The following is a 20,024-nucleotide window of genomic DNA, read 5'->3' as shown; positions in this document are numbered from 1 at the left end:
ATAGCATTATTCTTTGATTATGCGCAACGTTACCAGGTTCGAGTTTTCTCAGAAGCATTCCAGCATCACAAAACCAGAACAGCACCCAGTTAATGGCAAGATACGCTTCGTATCATCCGGAGTCAGGCTGTGATTTTGAGTTTGCCGTTTCCGCAGAAGACCTCTGGCAAGAGGAATTTTGCACCTGAGCCTGCCTCCTCCCAGCGGAAACGCAACAAAAAAACGGACATGCGCGGGAATTTCACCCTATGGGGAAGAATCCCCTGACACGAAAAAGGGGATCCCGAGATCCCCTTTATTATTTGGCTATGAAGGTTTCAGGAAAGCCGGACTGTTAAAACACAACCGGCTCCCCCTTCTGATTAGCAGCTGTATTTTCAGCCCAGAGCCTTTCTGGCGTTCCGGAAGGCCCGCATCCACGGGCTGTCCTCGCCCCATTCGTCCGGGTGCCAGCTGTTGGAAACAGTCCTTATGGTACGCTCCGGATGCGGCATCATAATGGTTACTCGACCGTCTCTGGAGGTAAGACCGGTAATGCCAAAGGGTGAACCGTTGGGGTTATAAGGATATCTCTCGGTTACCGCACCGCGGTTATCCACAAAACGCACAGCCACAAGTCCGCTCTCCTGCACCTGATTCAGATGTTCCTGGTTCAGGTATTCGGTACGGCCCTCGGCATGTGCCACGGCAATGGGCATCCGGGAACCGGCCATGTCAGCAAAGAACAGGGACGGCGACTTCTGGATCTCCACCAGGCTGAAACGAGCCTCAAAGCGATCAGATTCGTTTCTGACAAAACGCGGCCAGAGATCTGCTCCCGGAATAATATCCCGGAGGTTGGACATCATCTGACAGCCGTTACAGACACCCAGAGCAAGCGTATCACTTCTCTCGAAGAAGCTCTGGAACTCGGTTCTGGCGGTAGGGTTGAAGAGAATACTCTTGGCCCAGCCCTCGCCGGCACCCAGCACGTCGCCGTAGGAGAATCCGCCGCAGGCTGCCAGAGCCTTGAAGTCCTTTAACGAAACTCTGCCGGAAATAATGTCGGACATATGAACGTCCACGCTCTCAAAACCGGCCCGGTCAAAAGAAGCTGCCATTTCATTCTGGGAATTCACGCCCTCCTCGCGGAGAATAGCGATCTTCGGAGCCACGCCGCGGGAAATATACGGAGCGGCCACATCCTCCCGGATATCAAAGGTTAGGCTGACATTAAGTCCCGGATCTCCGTCATCTGACTTGGCCTCAAACTCGCTTCTGGCGCAATCGGGATTGTCGCGGTATGCCTGCATTCTGTAGGTGGTCTCCGCCCAGACGGAACGGAAAAACGATACCGGCTCATTGATAATGTCACTGCCGGCTCTTCTGAAAATCAGGCGGCCATCGCTGTTCAGCACGCCCACGGTGTGGATGCAGTGAGCAAGACCATGTCCGGAAAGAATGTTAAGCACATCCTCCTTATGGGCAGCTCTGATTTGCAGCACGGCACCGGCTTCTTCATTGAACAGCACTGCGAGATCATCCACTCCCAGATCGCCAATCTCCACGGTAACGCCGGTGTGGCCGGCAAAGGCCATTTCGGCGATAGTAACAAAAAGACCGCCGTCAGACTTGTCATGATAGGCCAGAAGGAAGCCCTTCCGGTTCAGGAACTGTATGGCATCAAAGAAGCCCTTAAGCTGCGAGGCATTTTCCACATCCGGAGTTTCAGTGCCCAGCTGCTTGTATACCTGAGACAGAGCAGAGGCTCCCAGACGATTCTTGCCAAGTCCCAGATCCACATAGATAAGAACGGTATCACCCATGTCGGTGCGAAGCTCAGGAGTTTTTGTGTTTCTCACATCCTCAACTCTGGCAAAGGCGGTAATGTTCAGCGACAAAGGAGCTGTTACCGCATGGTCAACTCCGTTTTCCGTCCAGGTGGTCTTCATGGACATGGAATCCTTGCCTACTGGGATGGTAATGCCCAGAGCCGGACAAAGCTCCTCGCCGATGGCCTTTACTGCCTCGTAAAGACCGGCATCCTCGCCCGGGTGGCCGGCTGCAGCCATCCAGTTGGCAGACAGCTTGACTCTGGTAATGTCACCGATCTGAGCAGCGGAGATATTGGTCAGGGCCTCAGCCACGGCCATCCTGGCAGAAGCGCCATAGTTAAGCAGAGCCACCGGAGGACGCTCGCCCATAGCCACGGCCTCGCCGTTGTAGGAATCATAGGAGGCTGCGGTAACGCCGCAGTCGGCCACCGGTACCTGCCACGGCCCTACCATCTGATCCCGGGTAACCAGACCGGTAACTGTACGATCGCCGATGGTAATAAGGAAGGTCTTTTCAGCTACGGCAGGAAGGCGGAGAATTCTCTCAGCGGCAGCTCTCGGGGTAACTCCTGAGAAATCAAGCTCCCGGCCTTTGGCCTTCAGGCTCTTCACATCCTTGTGCATTCTGGGAGGCTTGCCCAGAAGAACATCGGTGGGAAGATCAATGGGGTTGTTGTCAAAATGACTGTCATGCAGTCTGAGATGGCGTTTTTCAGTAGCAGTGCCTACCACGGCAAAACGGGCCCGCTCCCGCTGACAGATCTTCTCGAATACCGGGAATTTGTCAGAGCTTACGGCCAGCACATAGCGTTCCTGAGATTCATTGCACCAGAGTTCATAAGGCGACATGCCCGGTTCGTCATTGGGAACCTTACGGAGCTCAAAGTCGCCGCCGCGATTACCGTCATTCACCAGTTCCGGAAGAGCGTTGGAAAGGCCGCCGGCACCCACGTCGTGAATAAACAGAATCGGGTTTTCAGATCCCATGGCGGTACAGGCATCAATAACCTCCTGACAGCGTCTCTCCATTTCCGGATTGTCGCGCTGCACGGAAGCAAAATCCAGATCCTCGGCGGACTGGCCGCTGGTCATGGAGGAAGCCGCGCCGCCGCCCAGACCGATGTTCATGGCCGGGCCGCCCAGAACCACGATTTTAGCGCCGGCCGGGATCTCTCCCTTGTTGATGTGTTCCTGCCGGATATTACCGAAGCCGCCTGCCAGCATAATGGGCTTGTGATAGCCTCTGACCTCATAGCCGTTATGACTGTCCACAGCCTCTTCATAGGTTCTGAAGTAGCCGTTGATATTGGGACGGCCGAATTCATTGTTAAAGCCGGCAGCACCCAGAGGGCCGTCGATCATGATGTCAAATGCGGTATCAATGCGTCCCGGCTTGCCAAAATCGGTTTCCCAGGGCTGGACAAATCCCGGAATCCTGAGATTGGATACGGAAAATCCGCAAATACCGGCCTTTGGTTTGGAGCCGACACCGGTAGCGCCCTCGTCGCGGATCTCGCCGCCGGAGCCAGTGGCAGCGCCGGGATAAGGAGAAATAGCGGTGGGATGATTGTGGGTTTCCACCTTCATCAGGATCTGCACCGGTTCCTGGTGGTAGCAGAAGGTATGGGTTACCGGATCCGCAAAGAAGCGTCCGGCCACAGAGCCCTCCATAACGGCGGCATTGTCCTTGTAGGCGCTGAATATATAGTCATGATTGTGATCGTAGGTGTTACGGATCATTTTGAACAGGGACTTCTCCTGAGGCACCCCGTCGATAACCCAGTCAGCGTTGAACACCTTGTGGCGGCAGTGCTCGGAATTGGCCTGCGCAAACATGTAGAGCTCCACGTCATTGGGGTTTCTGCCCAGTTCAGTGAAACTCTTTACCAGATAATCCATTTCGTCGGAGGAAAGAGCCAGCCCCAGCTCCACATTAGCCTTCTCCAGCGCTGCCTTGCCCTGTCCCAGCACGTCCACAGAGGTCATGGGCTTCGGATCCTGCTTCTGAAAAAGCTGCTCCGCCGCTTCCAGACTGTCCATGACATATTCCATCATGCGATCATGAATCAGCGGGAGAATCCCCTGACGGTTTCCGGCATCATCTCCCTGAATGTAATAGGCAATGCCGCGTTCCAGACGATCCACCGCCGGAAGTCCGCAGTTATGAGCAATATCAGTGGCCTTGGAGGACCAGGGAGAAATGGTGCCCGGTCTCGGAGTTACCAGATACAGCGTACCCTGAAGCTCCTTCTCGGTAATACGGGGGCCGTAGGTCAGAATTTTGCCGAGAATCTCCTTCTCACTGTCAGACAAAGGAGAGGACAGACTGGCAAAATGCACATATTCGGCATAGACAGAGGTTATTTTCAGACCTTTTTCCGCAAAACCCTGAAGGAGTTTCTTTACACGGAATTCAGAAAGAGCAGGCGCTCCACGTAAAATTTCCATTATGATTTCTCAACTGTGAACAGAGACGCTCAAAGAGCCGGACACGATCCTGAAAGATCGCAGAATGACAAGGGTAATTATAGTGAACTCGTGCACAAAAATAAAGACGGGTACCATTGGACAGACTGTAAGCCCGGCCCGTTTTCCGTAATCCGGTTTACCCCAACAGAGTAGCATTACCGATATTCCCAGTTCATTACCCGCATCTTTAGTCGTCTGTAATTTATCTTTGTTTCTCTGGGAGGTTAAAACATTTCATGTCTGTGCTTCCGGGATCAAAATTCACCGTTCGTTTATGACCTGCTGAAGTTATTGTTTATGACCAACTGCACATGATAGAATGGCAAGTGCCACTCACGCAGTAACGGCAGCGATTGAATGAAGATCTCAGATAACTTAATTGCAGACTCATTACTTAATGCTTGCTGTTGGGCTAACTGTTTTTCAGCACTAGTAATGAATGATCACTGTGCAAAAAAAATCAAAATATGACGTTTTGCCAAAAAGCGAATGGCTAAAATAAAATCTTTGTATTTTTTGTTAACATACTTGATTTATACAACTTGTTATAAATTTTGATATACCGTTGAATTTTATTATGATTGGAGTATTTTTATGAGTGATTGTAAAATTACAATAGCAGGCACCGGTTATGTAGGTTTAAGTCTTGCGGTATTACTGTCTCAGCACAACGAAGTAACAGCAGTCGACATTGTTCAGGAAAAGGTTGATAAAATTAATAATAAAGTTTCACCAATTCAGGATCCGGAAATTGAGGAATACCTTAAGAATAATGAGCTAACTTTAACTGCAACAACCAATCCTTCTTTGGCCTATAAAGATGCAGACTATATTGTTGTATGCACCCCTACAAATTATGATCCCAATAAGAATTATTTTGATACTTCCGCCATTGAGTCAGTTGTTGACCAAATTATGGAATGTCAGTCTTCTGCGGTTATAGTCATAAAATCCACCGTTCCGGTTGGTTATACCAAAGCAATCAGGACAAAGTATCCGAATTTAAAGTTCATATTTAGTCCGGAATTTTTGAGAGAAGGAAGGGCTTTGTATGATAACCTTTACCCCTCACGAATTATTGTAGGGTTTGATACAGGAGATCCTGATCTCACGGCAAAGGCTCTCAGATTTGGCGCCCTTCTTCAGGAAGGAGCCATCAGGAACGATGTTCCTCTCATTACCATGGAATCAACAGAAGCTGAAGCCGTAAAGCTTTTTGCAAATACCTATTTGGCTCTTAGGGTGTCATATTTTAATGAACTTGACACCTATGCGGAACTCAAGGGATTAAATGCGCAGAAGATCATTGAAGGGGTCTGTCTTGATCCTCGCATAGGAACGCACTACAATAATCCGTCATTTGGCTATGGCGGCTATTGTTTGCCGAAGGATACTAAACAATTGCTGGCAAACTATGCTGATGTGCCTGAAAACCTTATCCATGCCATTGTTGATTCAAACAGAACTCGGAAGGATTTTGTTGCCAGTCAGATTCTTAAAAAAGCTGGCTGTTATGACTACGATAATACTGTTACTTTTCAGCCGTCGGACGAAAAAGAAACTGTTATCGGCGTGTATCGTCTAACAATGAAGTCGAATTCTGATAATTTCAGACAAAGTTCAGTTCAAGGGGTTATTAAAAGACTCAAGGCAAAGGGGGCTAAGGTTATCATTTATGAGCCAACGCTTCCCAACGGCTCCACGTTCTTCAATAACCTGGTTGTCAATGATATGACAGAATTCAAAAAGAAAAGCGCTGTTATAATTGCAAACAGAATGGATAAAGAACTGGAAGACGTTAAAGATAAAGTCTACACCAGGGATTTATTTTCCAGAGACTGATCCCAAACATCTTCCCTGACTTCTTCTTGGGGTGACGCTGTAACCCGTCCGTGTTTCAAATTCACTAGGACGGGTTTTTAAGGAGCCGGGGTGCCTGTCACAAGCTTCAAGCGCAAAATCTTAAAAACTGTTTTGATACAGCAACAACAAACGGAGCCCGCCCGGCTTTTTTCGGCTCTCACTCCCCTTCTCTCACATGCCAGCCGGTCAAAACACTGCAGCTATCAAAAAAGCAGCCGGAGGGGATTTCGCTCTTACTCCCTGCCTTCTCCGATTACCGGGATTTTTTCCCGCTATTCCGAGATCGTCCGGAATTCTTCCGTGCGGGCTTTGTTGTTCTTGAAGAAGAGGATGCACTCGTACCTTTTTTGGTCTGGGTCTTTGCAGAGTTTCTGGCGGTTACGGTTTTCTTTCCCTCACTGCCCGGCTTATGAGTATTCTGTGATGTTTTTCTCTCCTGAGCCGTGCTCCTCCCTCTTTGGGATCCGGAGGATTTCCGGGGTACGCTGCTGTTATACCAAGCTCCTGAAGTACCTGATATCCGGTAGTTTGCGAGAAGATCATTGTTATCCACAGGCACGAGCACATAATCTACCAGTGTTGTGGTTACATCAGGCGAGTTAAACCCCGGATTGAGCCTGGCCAGTCTCTCCACGCTGATTCCGGTCTGGCTGGAAATCTGACGGAGAGTTTTTCCATCTAACTTCATAATCTTAAACACCGGCTTAAACGGCAGGTCGGGAATAATTACACCGGCTGATTTACCCTTTCTTATCATGTCGGTAAAGCCGTAAAGCTTGCTGACATATTCTTTGCTGTGCTTCGGAATATTCAGACTCCAAACATCAGTAGGCTTTCCGGCATTTCGGTTTCTGGAAATGGCATTTCCCACCGTGCCCTGACCGCAGTTATAAGCAGCCACAGCCTGATTCCAGTCTCCGAACATTTTGTAAAGCATTTCCATGTAGTTCAGAGCAGCATTGGTTGAAGCAATAACATCCCTTCTCATGTCATAGCTGTCATCCACACGAAGCTTGAACACCTTTGCCGTGCCGGATGTAAACTGCCAGATCCCCACAGTGCCCCATGGCGCTACGGCGTGAGGGTTAAATGTGCTTTCGATCATGGGAATGGCTATGAGCTCCAGTGGCATGTTGCGTCTCTTGAGCTCGTTAATGATGTAGTAGGCAAAAAGATGCCCTTCCACCAGATTTCTGTTTACGGTCCTTTTATCAACTCCGGCGCTTTTATGAGGCGGCACCACAAAATTCATGTGATAGAGGGCGTGAAGCCAAAGATTGTCAGAGGAGTATTTACTGCTGTAAACCTGATTCCTGTCAGCCTCATGTTCGGTAACAGGCAGGGCTTCCGGCGGCGCCACCCGAAAACTGTCCAGCATGGATGCCGCATAAGGAGTAACATCCGGAGAAACCGGCACCGGGGTGTTTACCGGAGTGTCAGCCGCTGTGGCATTTTCTCCCGCGCGGGTAGTGGCGGCACAACCAGAAAGCTGCGCGGCCGCAGCCAGGATGACACACGGCAAAATAAGACGTTTAAACTTCATAGCCGACATCAATGCCTTCTGGAAAATCCATTGCGGCCGTTCGCGCCAGCTTATCGCATCTTTCATTGTATTCATGTCCGTTGTGTCCCTTAATCCAGTTCCAGGTAACATCATGCCGTGAAAGCTCCTTTACCAGCAGCTGCCAGAGATCCTGGTTCACCACCGGCTTTTTCGCGCTGGTTTGCCAGTTATTCCTGATCCATCCGGGAATCCACGCAGTAACTCCCTTGATAACATACTGGCTGTCGGTGGTAATGGTAACATGACATGATTCTTTAAGCTGTGACAGTCCCGTAATAACGCCGAGAAGCTCCATTCTGTTGTTGGTGGTTATTCTGAAGCCTTCTGAAAACTCCTTCTCATAGTTGCCGGAGGGATAGCGAAGCACGATCCCATACCCTCCGGGGCCGGGATTGCCGAGACAGGAGCCATCTGAGTAAAGTTCAATTTCTTTCATGCGTAAGGTGTTATCTCTTAAAGCTCTTTCACTGACACCGGAGATCGCCCTGCAGGAAGGAAAAGCTCATCTGCCATTTCGCAGGAACAATTAATGCCGCCCCCGAAAGCAGAGATCTCCGAAACTATCCGGGCATTGTACCCTAATGCGCTGCTGATTCCGAAAGTTTTCCTTAACGGAATGGGAATTCCTAAAAATGAGCCCGCCATTAAGCCTGAGTTCTTTGAGTATTTTACTGATCGCCGGAACTCAGCAGGGAGATTTCGTGAAAAAGAAGACGACGCTAATTTGACGTCTTTCATTGTATCTCCTCGATCAAAGTCGTAAAATACCCCGCAAACGCACTTCAGATAACAGTTACAAGAAACAGATCAAGGAGGATTCCGTGCAGAGAACAAGAAAACTGATGCGTCCTCTGGCAAACCGCATTTCAAGGCACCGTAACCCGCTGCAGCTCCAAAAAAGAAGAAACCGCCAGAGACGGCACGTGCTTTACACTATTCATATCGAAAACGGCTTTTAACGCCATAAAGACGGAAGGAACCTCATGGTTCCTTTTTTTCTGTCCCCGTTCTTTTCTGAACCTTTGTCAGCATTTCCCCTGCCAGCTTTATATTAACTCTGTTTTTCTATAAGCGCTGTCTGGACTCGGTGCCTGAGCCATACGGCCGCCCGAATCTTCAAATTTCACTGGTAATTTCCTATTTTGATACAACCTTCCACAGAAAAATGTTTAAGCTTCCACTATCACAACAAAATCCACATATCATCTCCCTAATTTTGTGGATGTTTTGTGCATAATCACCCAATTTAGTGAAACAATTCCGCATTATTCTCACATTTACACATTATCATTTTTGGTAGTTTTGTTAAAAAACGAATTTTTTGAACGACTTCGCAAAAAATCGTTTGCTTTTCCCAAAAACCTTCGGCTATAATTCGCTCCGGAAGTTGGAGGAACACTCAGACGAAGCTGAACCTCGCAGACGAAGCTGACCTCAGATAATGCTGAAATGTCTCCCAGCCATTTTTAAATATTAAGAATGTGGAAATATCTATGAAACTTTTACAGCCCGTTTATGACAGCGTTTTAGCGCGTAATCCCGATCAGCCGGAATTCCATCAGGCAGTCAAGGAAGTTCTCAGCACCATTGAGCCTGTAATGGAAAAGCACCCGGAATGGCTGAAGGCCGGCATTGTTGATCGTCTCGTTGAGCCTGAGCGTCAGATTATGTTCCGCGTACCTTGGGTTGACGATCAGGGCAATGTACGTGTGAACCGCGGCTTCCGTGTTCAGTTCAACAGTGCTATCGGACCTTACAAGGGAGGTCTCCGTTTCCATCCTAGCGTAAATCTTTCCATCATCAAGTTCCTCGGCTTCGAACAGGTTTTCAAGAACAGTCTGACCACTCTTCCTATCGGCGGCGGCAAGGGCGGTTCCGACTTTGATCCCAAGGGCAAGAGCGACCGTGAAATCATGGCCTTCTGCCAGAGCTTTATGACCGAACTCTGCAAGCACATCGGCGCTGACACCGACGTTCCTGCCGGCGATATCGGCGTAGGCGGCCGTGAAATCGGCTTCCTCTATGGCCAGTACAAGCGCATCCGCAACGAATACACCGGCGTTCTCACCGGCAAGGGACTTGAATGGGGCGGCTCTTTGGCCCGTACCGAAGCTACCGGCTACGGTCTCTGCTACTTCATGAACGAAGCTCTTCAGGCTCAGGGCAAGAGCTTCAAGGATCAGACCGTAATCATCTCCGGTTCCGGCAACGTTGCTATCTATGCTGCTGAAAAGGCCACTGAATACGGCGCCAAGGTTATCGCCATGTCTGACTCCAACGGCTACATCGTTGACCAGAACGGTGTTGACCTCAAGCTCATCCACGAGCTCAAGGAAGTTAAGCGCGCTCGTATCAGCGAATATGTTAACACCCGCAAGGATGCTACCTACACCGCCGATGCCAATGGCTCCAAGGGCATCTGGACTGTTAAGGCTGACATTGCTCTTCCTTGCGCTACCCAGAACGAAATCAATGCCGAAAGCGCTCAGAAGCTTCTGGACAACGGTGTATACGCTGTGGGTGAAGGTGCTAACATGCCTTCCACCAACGAAGCTATCGCTCTGTACCAGAACGCTGGCATTATCTTCGGACCGGCCAAGGCTGCCAACGCCGGCGGTGTTGCTACCTCAGCTTTGGAAATGGCTCAGAACTCCGCTCGCCTGAGCTGGAGCTTCGAAGAGGTTGATAACAAACTTCATGGCATCATGAAGAGCATCTACAAGAACGCTTCCCAGGCTGCAGAAGAATATACCGGCAACAAGTTTGACCTGGTTTCCGGCGCTAACATTGCCGGCTTCGTGAAGGTTGCCAAGGCTATGTACGCTCAGGGCATCGTTTAATACTTAAACTGAAGTCCGTATGACGTTAAGAGAGGGATTCCCGGGAATCCCTCTTTTTTTGTGTCCGCAGCAAAAGAAAAAAAAGCCCGCAGCGGTATCAAACAGAAAATATCCGGAGCAGCGGAATTCATTCCGAAATCCAGTTTCCGTCAGTCAGACCTTCAGAAGCATTCTCAAAGCTGGTCGCACGCCTCCCGGACTCCCGTTTACCCCCACGCCGTAAAGCCCCGGCTTCCCGTCCGAGCTGACTATGGCCGCCCGGAGACTGTTGTACCCCGGAGAACGCAGCCACCAATAGCAGCAGCCATCGCTGATAAAGGAATCGTGAGTGACCGCAGAATCCATGGGCTGGCATTTCCGGGCGGCATCATTGGGAAAATACCTTTGAGCTTCCGCAATACTGAGACAGAATATGCGATCCTGAGTTTCCGCACCTCCCGAAGTGCCGTACTCGGGATTGCCATCATTGGAAAGGCGGGAAACCGATATCCTTGAACGTTCCTCAGCAGAAAAGGTCTCCTCCAGAAATGGGCCGTTAAGCCACTTCCTAAGCTCGCAGTCCTTCCAGGAAACTGCGATGCTCCGGCGATGAAACTTTCTGGAGGCTAAAGCATAGCGGCTTATCATGAGAGCCTCATTTCCGGAAACATCCAGCACCAGCCATTCCAGCGGAGTTCTATTGATGCCGTCCTCCTGAACATAACAGCCAAACCGCATGTAATCCCCCGAAGCCAGGGGTTTCACTATGGGGTACCGCACTCCGGAAACAGTAATCCCCTTTTGCAGGTTCTCCGGTTCCGTATCCTTTCCGACATTCCCCAAAGCCAGAATCCGGTTCACGATTTCCGCAAGATCCGGATGCTTCAGGTACCGCTTAAGAGGTCTCTCATGAACCTCAATAAAGGCCCGAAAAAACTCCGGCACCCTCTGATACTTCTCAAGAAGGCCTGAAAGGTAATCCCGCAAGGCCGCAAGGGAAGTAAAAAGATGCTCGTCAAAGCTGACAAAACCGGAAACTGTTTGTTTAAGGACTTCATAGGAATCAGTTTTCCAGACTTCATGCGACACCGCTTTTAAAGCGTCTCCGTAGGTATTAAGAATAAACCGCGCTTCATAAGGACGGTTTTCCGAAACCAGCAGGCTTATATAATCCTCAAATGCCCGGGCATTACGGAATTGGTACTCCCCTTCTCCGAACACCGCCCGGTTAAGATCCGTGAGCACCTTTTTAAGACTCTCCCGCCCTGCTTCGTCAGGATAGACAGCAGCAAAGAATTCCAGATCCTGCCGGCCCTCCTCCGCATAAGACATGTAAGCCGGAAATCCGCTGTCCGCCTCTAGGGTTTTAAAGTGCCGGGAAAGAGCCGCAGCATCAGGGAATACCTTTCCGTGAAAACAGATCTCCCTTCTTTCTGAAAACCCGTACCCGAAGATCCAGGCGGCTTCAAGATTAAGACGCAGATTGTCCGGAACAGCGTTATTATTAGGTCTTTCCCCTCTGGCTGCCTTTTCTTTTCCGGCTGTCTCCTGCCGGGAAATAGCATCGCTTATTCTGACAAGAATGTCCCTAACGGTCTGACTTTTCAGGATCTCTTCAGCATAGAAATCAAGAAAGCCGCTCCTAAGCATCAGGCGAAGCTCCTTCGTAAAAGAATCCTGCGGAGAAATCCCGGTATCATCATTAGTCTCCGTTTTCACGTCACCCTTCGTAACCTGTTTTGCCGGACTCTGAAAAGACTGCGAGCATTTGATTGCCGCGCTGACTGCCATGTCTCCCAGTTCCCGGAAATCCCGAAATTCCCGCCCGCCGCAGAAAAGAGCAGCTGTATCCGGAGAAAGGCGGTACATCAGGCGGTAAAATACCCCGTATTCCCCGATAATATCCGGAGATTTCTGAAGATCGTTCTCCGCTTCCAGGCAAAGCTGTTCTCTCGCAGCATCGCATAATCCGAAGTGATGGGTGAGAATCCCTCTTCCCAGCTCCCTGAGGCCGGCCTCCGGATGCATCAGCATGGCCCTCACCAGAGCGCTGATTTCCGTGTAACGGGTTCCGGCAAAGCCGTACGGTGGAAATGACGGCATTGCTCCGGCAAATTCTCCCCCTGAAAGTTCTCCCGGTACCGGAAGATCCTCCCTGCGAAGCCATCTTTCCACCTCGTTATAGCCCCATCTTCTGTTGGGATTGTCAGGTTCATTGCGATGGGAAAGATCCCGGTAGGTAAGGCCCAGAACCAATTTTCTAAGCTCAGGGGGGAAACCATCCGGAAACTCGATCCGGCTTACCGAAGCCATTCTGGCAGCTTCCTCCGCAGAAAGGCCGGCATTCTGAAAGGGGGTAAAGCCAGTAAAAAGCTCAAAAACGGTGATGCCAAGGGAATAGTAATCGCTTTCCCTGTGGAAGATCCCCTGAATAGCCTCAGGAGCGGCATAGATTGGCGTCATGCCAGTCTCTGTTACCACCAGAGTATTGGTTCCGGCATCAGAACTGATGCCGAAATCGATAAGCACCACATGCTCACCGGCATCATCAGGAATAAGGTTGGCCGGCTTAAGATCCTTATGGATAATCCCGGCATCATGCACCGCCTTAAGAGCAGAGATCACCGAAGGGATTACAAACTGCCTGAGCTCCTCTTCTGAAAACCTGGTACCGGCCTTAAGAGCCTCGGACAAAGCCGGGAACCTGTAATAGGGAAGCACGGCATACTGATGCCCCAGATGCTCGCCGTATCCTGCCAGAGGAGCCACACAGGGATTCCGGATCTCCTGAAGCTTTTTCAGAACCGGGATCTTTACGGCGTTTTCCCGGCGGTAGTACTTCAGAATAAAGGACTTTCCGAAACTGACTCCCTTACCGGAACAGAGATAAATGTCCGCCTCGCCCGAAGGGATGTTAAGACGCTTTTCCACCTGAAAATCACCCAAAGAAATTCCGGTAATATCCGGAATTTCCCCGGCGGGATTTACCCGGGTGCTTTGGAGCTTGTTAAGAAAGGAATTGACTTTGGTTTCCCGCATAAGACACTCCCGGGGAGCCTGATCTCTGGATAAGGCTTACAGAAAAAAAAAACGCCTTTTCGTGATGGCAGGTTTTCGGAAAGAGGATCTGAAAAAGCTCGGATCTGAAAAAGCTGCGCGGAAAAGGCTTATTTGAAGAATGGCATACCGGTTAAAAAAGCAGTTAACGAACCAGCTCGCCGTCCGTGTAATACCACTTTCCTTCAGTCTTCACATAATTGGCAATTTCATGGATACAGTCAAATCTGGCCCCAATGCGAAGTCTCGCCTGGTATTCCACCATGCCCCGATCTCCCGTGATTTCCTCCCGAATAACAATGAGACCGGTGAGTTTGATCTTCTTGTAGTCGGCAACCATCAGTCTCGCAGGCATATTGGGACAGTAATCCGGATGCCAGGAGGCCTTGATATAATCGCCGTTCAGAAGCGCATAGGCAGTGTAACGGCCCCGGAGGAGCTCCAAAGGAGTCTCCGCCTGCCGGGTTCCGTTATGAAGCCCCGCGCAGCACTCCGCATATGACCTGCCGCTCCCGCAGGGACACTTTGAGAGATCATATTTCTGCATTACCGCTTGTCCTTCTTCCGAGCTTCCTTCCGCTTTTTGGACATCACAAATTTCATGAGACGCCGCTTAGCCCGGATCTGGCTTTGAGTAAGCTTGTTTTTCTTATTTTCAAAGGGATTATCACCCTCATGAAATTCCAGGCTTACCGGGGTGCCCACAATCTTGAGACTTTCCCGGAAATAGTTGGTGAGATAGCGCTTGTAGGAATCAGTGAGATCCCGGGTCTTGTTGCCATGAATAATGATTCTGGGGGGATTATAACCGCCGGCATGAGCATACTTGAGCTTAATGCGGCGGCCAGCGGACATGGGGGGCTCCAGCTGCCTTACCGCCATTTCCAGAATACGGTTAAGCTTTGAGGTACCCACCCGGGTGGTGGCGGAAGCATAGGCTCTCTTTATGGAATCAAAAAGATTGCCCACGCCGGTGCCGTGCAGCGCGGAAATAAAATGCACCTCGGCAAAATCCACAAAGCCAAGCCGGAGATTGAGCTCGGTCTTGATCTTCTCCTTAACCTCCTGGGAAAGACCATCCCACTTGTTAACGGCGATCACGAGAGCCCGGCCCGACTGAATAATAAAGCTCAGTAGGCTGAGATCCTGATCGGTAACCCCGGCATTGGCATCAATAACCAGAAGAGCCACATTGCAGTCCTCTATGGCCTGGAGAGTCTTCACCACTGAAAACTTTTCCACTGCGAGGTTAACCTTCTTGCGCTTTCTGACGCCGGCGGTATCAATAACAATGTAATGATCCCGGTCTCTGTCCAGAGGAATGTAGATAGAATCTCTGGTGGTGCCGGGTTCATCATAGACCACTACCCGATCCTCTCCCAGCATTCTGTTGGTCAGGGTGGATTTGCCTACATTGGGACGGCCTACAATGGCAAATTTTACCGGAAGATCCGCAAAGGGCACCGCACCCTGCGTCTCATCAGCATTCTTGTCAGATGCTGCGTCTTTTGCGTCATTACCTGCGGTGTTTCCGGCTTCGTTACCGGCCGCATCCTGATTTCCGGGCTTGTGCCGCTGCTTCCACTCATACCAGTTAAAGCCGCCGGCCTCCTTGTCCACCGGAACATTATCGAGAAAATCAAAGCCCTTTTCCCACTCCAAAGCCTCAGGATCATCAAAAGGGCCAGCCTCAAAACGGGGCTTTTCGGCTTCATCCTCCAGCACGGGAGCCACTACCTCGTCCAAAAGAACTCCCACACCCCGGCCATGCTCCGCGGCAATGGGGTAAATCTCACCGGAAAGACCCAGAGCATAGAATTCCCCCACTACCACATCGGGATCCATGCCGTCTATCTTATTGGCTACCACAGTAACCTTCTTATCCTGCTTCCGTACATAGTCGGCAATCATATAGTCGCCGGCGGAGAGCCCGTTCTTGGCATCCACCAGAAACAGCACCAGATCAGCTTCGTCAATGGCCAGCAGGGACTGCTCCGCCATATGGGTTTCAATGCCCTCCTCGCTGCCGTCTATGCCGCCGGTATCAATGAGAATATATTCATGATCCTGATACATGGCCCGGCCATACTTGCGATCCCGGGTAAGTCCCGGAAAATCTGCCACCAGGGCATCCCGGGTTTTGGTAAGACGGTTAAAGAGAGTAGATTTGCCTACATTGGGCCGCCCTACAAGAGCTACTACCTTTGTCATGAAAATTTTTCCTTTTTTAAACAAAAGCGGCTCCGCAAATCCGGAACCGGGTCTGTATCATATTAATATCAGTTTAACAGTGTCACATGTCACAGTATCGCAGAAAATCGCACCTGAGAAAAGCCCTGACTCCGGAAATAACTTCTTTGGAACTAAGAGACAAATTCTTAAGGCCCTGGGCATGCAGCAGATCATTCTCCCCTGATGCAGACCAGGCACTCAAAGACTGAAAATGCCTGCCGAAAATCAATAGCGCTGATAACAAAGAAGCTGACTCCATTGAGCGTCCAGAAACAGACGGAAAACAAAAAATACCGCCTCGCAACTTGCGTTATCGAGCTCGTTTTCATCCTTTTCAAAATCGTTACTGGAGAAACTCAAATCCTGCTGAAACGTTAGCAGCCTGCTTTCTGATTTATCGCCTGTATTAAACACCGGAACCACGATGCTCCATAATCGCCTTCATGATCAAATCAGCCAGCGCCTTATTGCATTCCGGAGAATAGGCATTGGGAAGAGTGAAATATATCGGACGATCTTTTTTATAAAACAGCGGCAGCGCATCAACCTTAACAACCTTATCCGGAAGTCCGTCATAATTGATCCAATGGAGAAGCTGCGGCTCCTGAGGAAGAATCTTGTTAGGCAAAAGCAGCACTACAACATCATCCTTGGTAAACCTGGTGCTGTTCAACAGCTCAATGGCCTTGTTCCAGTCGTCCCACACAAAGTTTGAATAGTTAACCACCCGGTAAGGGAGCTTAAGACTCTGCTGCAGGAAGGAGGCAATGGTCTCTTCATCACTGCAGCCGGCGCCAAAGCTGATACAGTTTCCCACGAGATAAACTGTCCCTTTGTATTTTGCCGGCACACCGACCGTTTTTCGAAAACCATGTTCAATATTGAGATAAGGGCCCTTCTGATCCTTAAAAAACTGACAGCCATCCTTTTGCGTTAAGGCCGGACTCTTGAGGGTTTCAATCAGCTTGTCCAAATTTGACTTCTTTATGAAATCGGCAAAAGAGGACAGCTTATGCTGCATTAAAAGCTGCCGGGAAACCGGATTCGAAAGGGTGAAATGCTTTCTTTCCGGGAGGAGCGTGGCTTCTGCGCGTCTGAAGGCGAAGTATCCCGGATAAAAACCGCCGGTTTGCACCGCAATGACCAGACTGTCCCCGGTATCGGGAAAATAGGTTCTCGTCATCATGACGGACAGGATATAGTCCAGAAAATAACAGGAGGCCTTGCTGAGACTGAGCTTATTCACATAAGGACGCTGACAGTTAATGGGGCATACCAAAAGGGAATCCCCTCTGACGAACGGCAGGGTATCATTTATGTTCCGCACCTGATAGGTCTTGAAAAGAGCAGGCACATATATTGACATGACGTTATCGATGGTAAAAACATGACGGATGGAAATACCCGATATAGCCAGATTGGCAAGCACGGCTTTTCCGACATCCTTGTCATCGAAAAACACATCGATTTCTCTGATATTCTTTTCCAAAAGATACTGACCAATGCTGACACCCTTGCAGGACAACTCCAGAAGCTGCTGGATAAATCTGGCATAGCCATGCCTTACACTGGCATTGGTTCCTGTAAACTGATTCAGGCTGTTGATGCAAAAATCATAATTCGGCGCGGCCGGGTCGATGTATTGGACATAGTTGTACTCAGAATAGCTGAGCTTCCCGGTAAAGAAGAAGCAGACTATATCTTTTTTGGACTTTTCCTGAGCGGTATTTCTGGAAATAACCGTATGCACAAAATACATGCCCGGAATCGCCACATTTATGGTAAATTCCGGCTTATCAGAGCTGATACGGCAGATTTCATAGCGGTTGCAGTAAACCCGGAAATCATAATTCACATCCGAAAGATCCTGAGAGGAAACAGAAAAATGGAGCTCCGCATTTCTGATGTACAACGTGTAGCTGATATCATAATTCTTGCTTTTGACCTTGCTTGTTAAAGCATTGGCAGGAATCTTCGGCGGCTCCGGTTCTCTGGCGTCATCCAAAGAAATGGCAGAACCATTACCTGAAATCTGCTCCAGAAGATCTCTGGCGCAGGCATAGCCTATGGCGCGGTTATAATGGTTAACTACGGTTTCGAAGAAGTCGGATTCCTGTCTCGCATACTTTCTGATGTCTATAAGCTTAATGTTGGAATACTCACGGGCCAGCTTTTCAGCTACGAGATTGGAGTTTATTCTGTCGTAATAATCCGCATTCTTGCCCTTGATGCTGAATACTACCTCCGGAGATATCAGGATGAAAATAACGGTTTTGCCGCTGAGATGCGCCGCAAGGGCCGCCATTTCATTATAAAGATCATCAGGGGAAATCTTTTGTTCAGCAAGTCTGGTGTCGCAATCCTTGATTTTTGCAGAATAAAAGTATCTGCCCGGATCATCCTTAAAAGAATACTTAAAGCAGGTAAGCTCATTGATAAAGGATATCAAAAGGTAATTCACCGCTCCCGACAGCAGGTCTTTATCGAAGGTATTAAGATCAAGAGTATTGGTAAAACTGTAATATTCATCCAGAAGAGAATAATCGGTGTGACACATAAGGCCCAGATTGCACACCGGAGGCATGGGGTTAATGAGATGAAAAAGAGACTTCTCAAATTTGCTCTCGATATAGGCCCATACCGGTCTCAGAGGACAGTTGCCATATACCAGAAGCATTCCGGGGATTTTGGGATTTCCAGAGGAAGAAGTGGCGGTGGATGCTGCGGATGCCGTATCGCAGCCGCAGCATGCCGTTGCCGAGGGCCGATTTATATAGGTAATGCGCTCGCCTTTGGTAAGCTTTGAAGCTACCTCCCCGACCACGGAAATCTCCGGCCAGCCTAGCTGTTCATAGACATACTGCTCTACCCCCATACCCAGAATGCGGCAGGAAAACACAAACTGAAGAAGTCTGCCATCCTTGAGAGCATAGCAGCCTACAATGCCATGATCACCATACTTGTCAGTTACATGCACTTCACCGCTTCTGACGGCGGGATCGGTAAAAATTGCCTTAACCTGATCCTCGCTGATACGATCCTTGGTGAAATTAAGCTGATTGTTCCGGTGAATCATCTCATGTATCCGATGAAGATCCAAATCCTTCTCTGTCATTTCGACTTTAATTTCAGATTGGATCAGGAATTCCTCATTGGAAGCGGAATGACTTCTCTCCGCAGCTTTCTTTTCGAGAATCTTGTAATGATTAAGGCGGGAATGAGATGAGTCATCCTTGCCGGCAAAGGCGTCTTTTTCGGAATCAAGAATACAGTAAAACTCCTCGGGAGTGGCAATCTGCAGGTCAGGGGTAACAAACTTGGCTTCGTTAAGATTGTTAAGATTGTCATCAAGGAAGAGACAGTTTACCGGACGGAGATTCATGTCCCGAATGATAGCGGCCACCCGCTGCCCCTTGGGAGTCCAGTCAACAGAAGGGAACACAAAATAATCCCAGACAGCTTCAAATTTTTCACCGCTGAGTTCATCCTTAACCTTCTGCAAATCATTCTTTGAGCAAATGGAATTTACAATGCCCCGATCAGTAAGCTGTTTTACAATACTGATATTCCGGGGTACCGGAGAAACCTCACCGTCGGAAAGAGTTCCCTTCCAGAAGGTTTCATCCATGTCCCAAATGATCAACTTAACTGTATCCATTAAAAGCCCTATTATCTTACAAAGACATTTATCAAAAACGAATTGTAAAAATATTTTTGTACAAAAGTTCTTTTATGAGCAAAAATATAGTTATAGACAACAAGCCTTTATTTATTCAAATAACTAACATTATTAGATTTTTGCGCCACTCTTTGGAAGATCTACGAGCACGGCAAAATAAATAAAAATATGCACTTTTACAACAAAACGAATTACTAAAACAAAGGCTTCTGTTTTTGATTTTTTGTTCAAAATCGATATTTTTAACCACACTAATCTATTTGGCAAACAATGTTTGATAATTAACACAATAATTATCAAAGCATGAAGAGCTTGACAAGTGTTTTTGACATCTCATATAACCAACGCTTCTTTGCCAGAAAACCTGCAATTTTGTATCGCAGTTTGTATTGCAAGCTCTTCCCCCAAACAACTGGATCTTTATCTGTTCCCGGTGGATAAGTAAATAATCAACCTTATTAACAAGGCCCCTCCATTAGAGGGGTACTTACAAATATCCATCAAGTGGATCCAGGACTGCTTATCGA

General features: G+C 48.9%; 11 protein-coding genes. 3 read left to right on the top strand and 8 right to left on the bottom strand.

Annotation, left to right across the window (positions count from 1 at the left end; translation table 11 throughout):
* Positions 1 to 377: 377 nt before the first annotated feature.
* Complete coding sequence (gene purL, locus ACJROR_RS04275; RefSeq protein ID WP_406546012.1) at positions 378 to 4,262, bottom strand: phosphoribosylformylglycinamidine synthase; 3,885 nt, start codon at positions 4,260 to 4,262, stop codon at positions 378 to 380.
* Between the two features lie 615 nt (positions 4,263 to 4,877).
* Between purL and ACJROR_RS04270 the strand changes: the two genes are divergently transcribed.
* Positions 4,878 to 6,125 carry a nucleotide sugar dehydrogenase gene (locus ACJROR_RS04270; RefSeq protein WP_406546011.1) on the top strand — a complete coding sequence of 416 codons (1,248 nt, stop codon included), beginning with the start codon at positions 4,878 to 4,880 and terminating at the stop codon, positions 6,123 to 6,125.
* A 274-nt stretch (positions 6,126 to 6,399) separates the two neighbouring features.
* Here ACJROR_RS04270 and ACJROR_RS04265 read toward each other — a convergent pair whose 3' ends face one another.
* Genes ACJROR_RS04265 through ACJROR_RS04255 form a run of 3 tightly spaced genes read right to left on the bottom strand, consistent with a single transcriptional unit; the run spans position 6,400 to position 8,448 of the window.
* Positions 6,400 to 7,689: a transglycosylase SLT domain-containing protein gene (locus ACJROR_RS04265; RefSeq protein ID WP_406546010.1), complete on the bottom strand. Its 1,290-nt coding sequence runs from the start codon at positions 7,687 to 7,689 to the stop codon at positions 6,400 to 6,402.
* Positions 7,679 to 8,146 (bottom strand): ribonuclease HI, encoded by a 468-nt coding sequence (rnhA, locus tag ACJROR_RS04260; protein WP_406546009.1) that lies wholly within the window; start codon positions 8,144 to 8,146, stop codon positions 7,679 to 7,681. Before rnhA ends, ACJROR_RS04265 begins: the two co-directional genes overlap by 11 nt.
* Before the next feature lie 17 nt (positions 8,147 to 8,163).
* Complete coding sequence (locus ACJROR_RS04255) at positions 8,164 to 8,448, bottom strand: hypothetical protein (protein ID WP_406546008.1); 285 nt, start codon at positions 8,446 to 8,448, stop codon at positions 8,164 to 8,166.
* A gap of 83 nt (positions 8,449 to 8,531) precedes the next feature.
* Here ACJROR_RS04255 and ACJROR_RS04250 point away from each other — a divergent pair, with 83 nt between their 5' ends.
* Together ACJROR_RS04250 and gdhA are read left to right on the top strand one after the other, a co-directional pair.
* Positions 8,532 to 8,669, top strand: a complete 138-nt coding sequence (locus ACJROR_RS04250) for a hypothetical protein (protein WP_406038176.1) — start codon at positions 8,532 to 8,534, stop codon at positions 8,667 to 8,669.
* Between the two features lie 534 nt (positions 8,670 to 9,203).
* The gene (gdhA, locus tag ACJROR_RS04245) at positions 9,204 to 10,550 is read left to right on the top strand and encodes an NADP-specific glutamate dehydrogenase (protein ID WP_406546007.1); all 1,347 of its coding nucleotides are present in this window, start codon (positions 9,204 to 9,206) and stop codon (positions 10,548 to 10,550) included.
* A gap of 153 nt (positions 10,551 to 10,703) precedes the next feature.
* Here the strand turns inward: gdhA and ACJROR_RS04240 are convergent, their stop codons facing one another.
* The 4 genes from ACJROR_RS04240 to ACJROR_RS04225 form a co-directional block, all read right to left on the bottom strand.
* Positions 10,704 to 13,568 carry a protein kinase domain-containing protein gene (locus ACJROR_RS04240; protein WP_406546006.1) on the bottom strand — a complete coding sequence of 955 codons (2,865 nt, stop codon included), beginning with the start codon at positions 13,566 to 13,568 and terminating at the stop codon, positions 10,704 to 10,706.
* 163 nt (positions 13,569 to 13,731) lie between these two features.
* A complete protein-coding gene (locus ACJROR_RS04235; protein WP_406038182.1) occupies positions 13,732 to 14,133 on the bottom strand; it encodes a YchJ family protein in 402 nt (133 codons plus the stop codon).
* The gene (gene der, locus ACJROR_RS04230; RefSeq protein ID WP_406546005.1) at positions 14,133 to 15,797 is read right to left on the bottom strand and encodes a ribosome biogenesis GTPase Der; all 1,665 of its coding nucleotides are present in this window, start codon (positions 15,795 to 15,797) and stop codon (positions 14,133 to 14,135) included. Before der ends, ACJROR_RS04235 begins: the two co-directional genes overlap by 1 nt.
* 427 nt (positions 15,798 to 16,224) lie before the next feature.
* Positions 16,225 to 19,476: an HAD-IIIC family phosphatase gene (locus ACJROR_RS04225; protein ID WP_406546004.1), complete on the bottom strand. Its 3,252-nt coding sequence runs from the start codon at positions 19,474 to 19,476 to the stop codon at positions 16,225 to 16,227.
* Positions 19,477 to 20,024: the final 548 nt, after the last annotated feature.

Origin of the sequence: Succinimonas sp., assembly GCF_045225735.1 — a bacterium.
In the GTDB taxonomy this organism is placed as follows: domain Bacteria; phylum Pseudomonadota; class Gammaproteobacteria; order Enterobacterales; family Succinivibrionaceae; genus Succinimonas.
The sequence above is the reverse complement of the archived record's forward strand: the minus strand, read 5'-3'. Positions and strand labels throughout refer to the sequence as shown.

What these genes read in the sequence shown, in the direction of transcription:
- ACJROR_RS04270 (WP_406546011.1), top strand. Translation starts at nt 4,878, where the DNA reads ATGAGTGATTGTAAAATTACAATAGCAGGCACCGGTTATGTAGGTTTA.
- ACJROR_RS04225 (WP_406546004.1), bottom strand. Translation starts at nt 19,476, where the DNA reads ATGGATACAGTTAAGTTGATCATTTGGGACATGGATGAAACCTTCTGG.
- gdhA (WP_406546007.1), top strand. Translation starts at nt 9,204, where the DNA reads ATGAAACTTTTACAGCCCGTTTATGACAGCGTTTTAGCGCGTAATCCC.
- ACJROR_RS04235 (WP_406038182.1), bottom strand. Translation starts at nt 14,133, where the DNA reads ATGCAGAAATATGATCTCTCAAAGTGTCCCTGCGGGAGCGGCAGGTCA.
- ACJROR_RS04255 (WP_406546008.1), bottom strand. Translation starts at nt 8,448, where the DNA reads ATGAAAGACGTCAAATTAGCGTCGTCTTCTTTTTCACGAAATCTCCCT.
- rnhA (WP_406546009.1), bottom strand. Translation starts at nt 8,146, where the DNA reads ATGAAAGAAATTGAACTTTACTCAGATGGCTCCTGTCTCGGCAATCCC.
- purL (WP_406546012.1), bottom strand. Translation starts at nt 4,262, where the DNA reads ATGGAAATTTTACGTGGAGCGCCTGCTCTTTCTGAATTCCGTGTAAAG.
- ACJROR_RS04240 (WP_406546006.1), bottom strand. Translation starts at nt 13,568, where the DNA reads ATGCGGGAAACCAAAGTCAATTCCTTTCTTAACAAGCTCCAAAGCACC.
- ACJROR_RS04265 (WP_406546010.1), bottom strand. Translation starts at nt 7,689, where the DNA reads ATGAAGTTTAAACGTCTTATTTTGCCGTGTGTCATCCTGGCTGCGGCC.
- der (WP_406546005.1), bottom strand. Translation starts at nt 15,797, where the DNA reads ATGACAAAGGTAGTAGCTCTTGTAGGGCGGCCCAATGTAGGCAAATCT.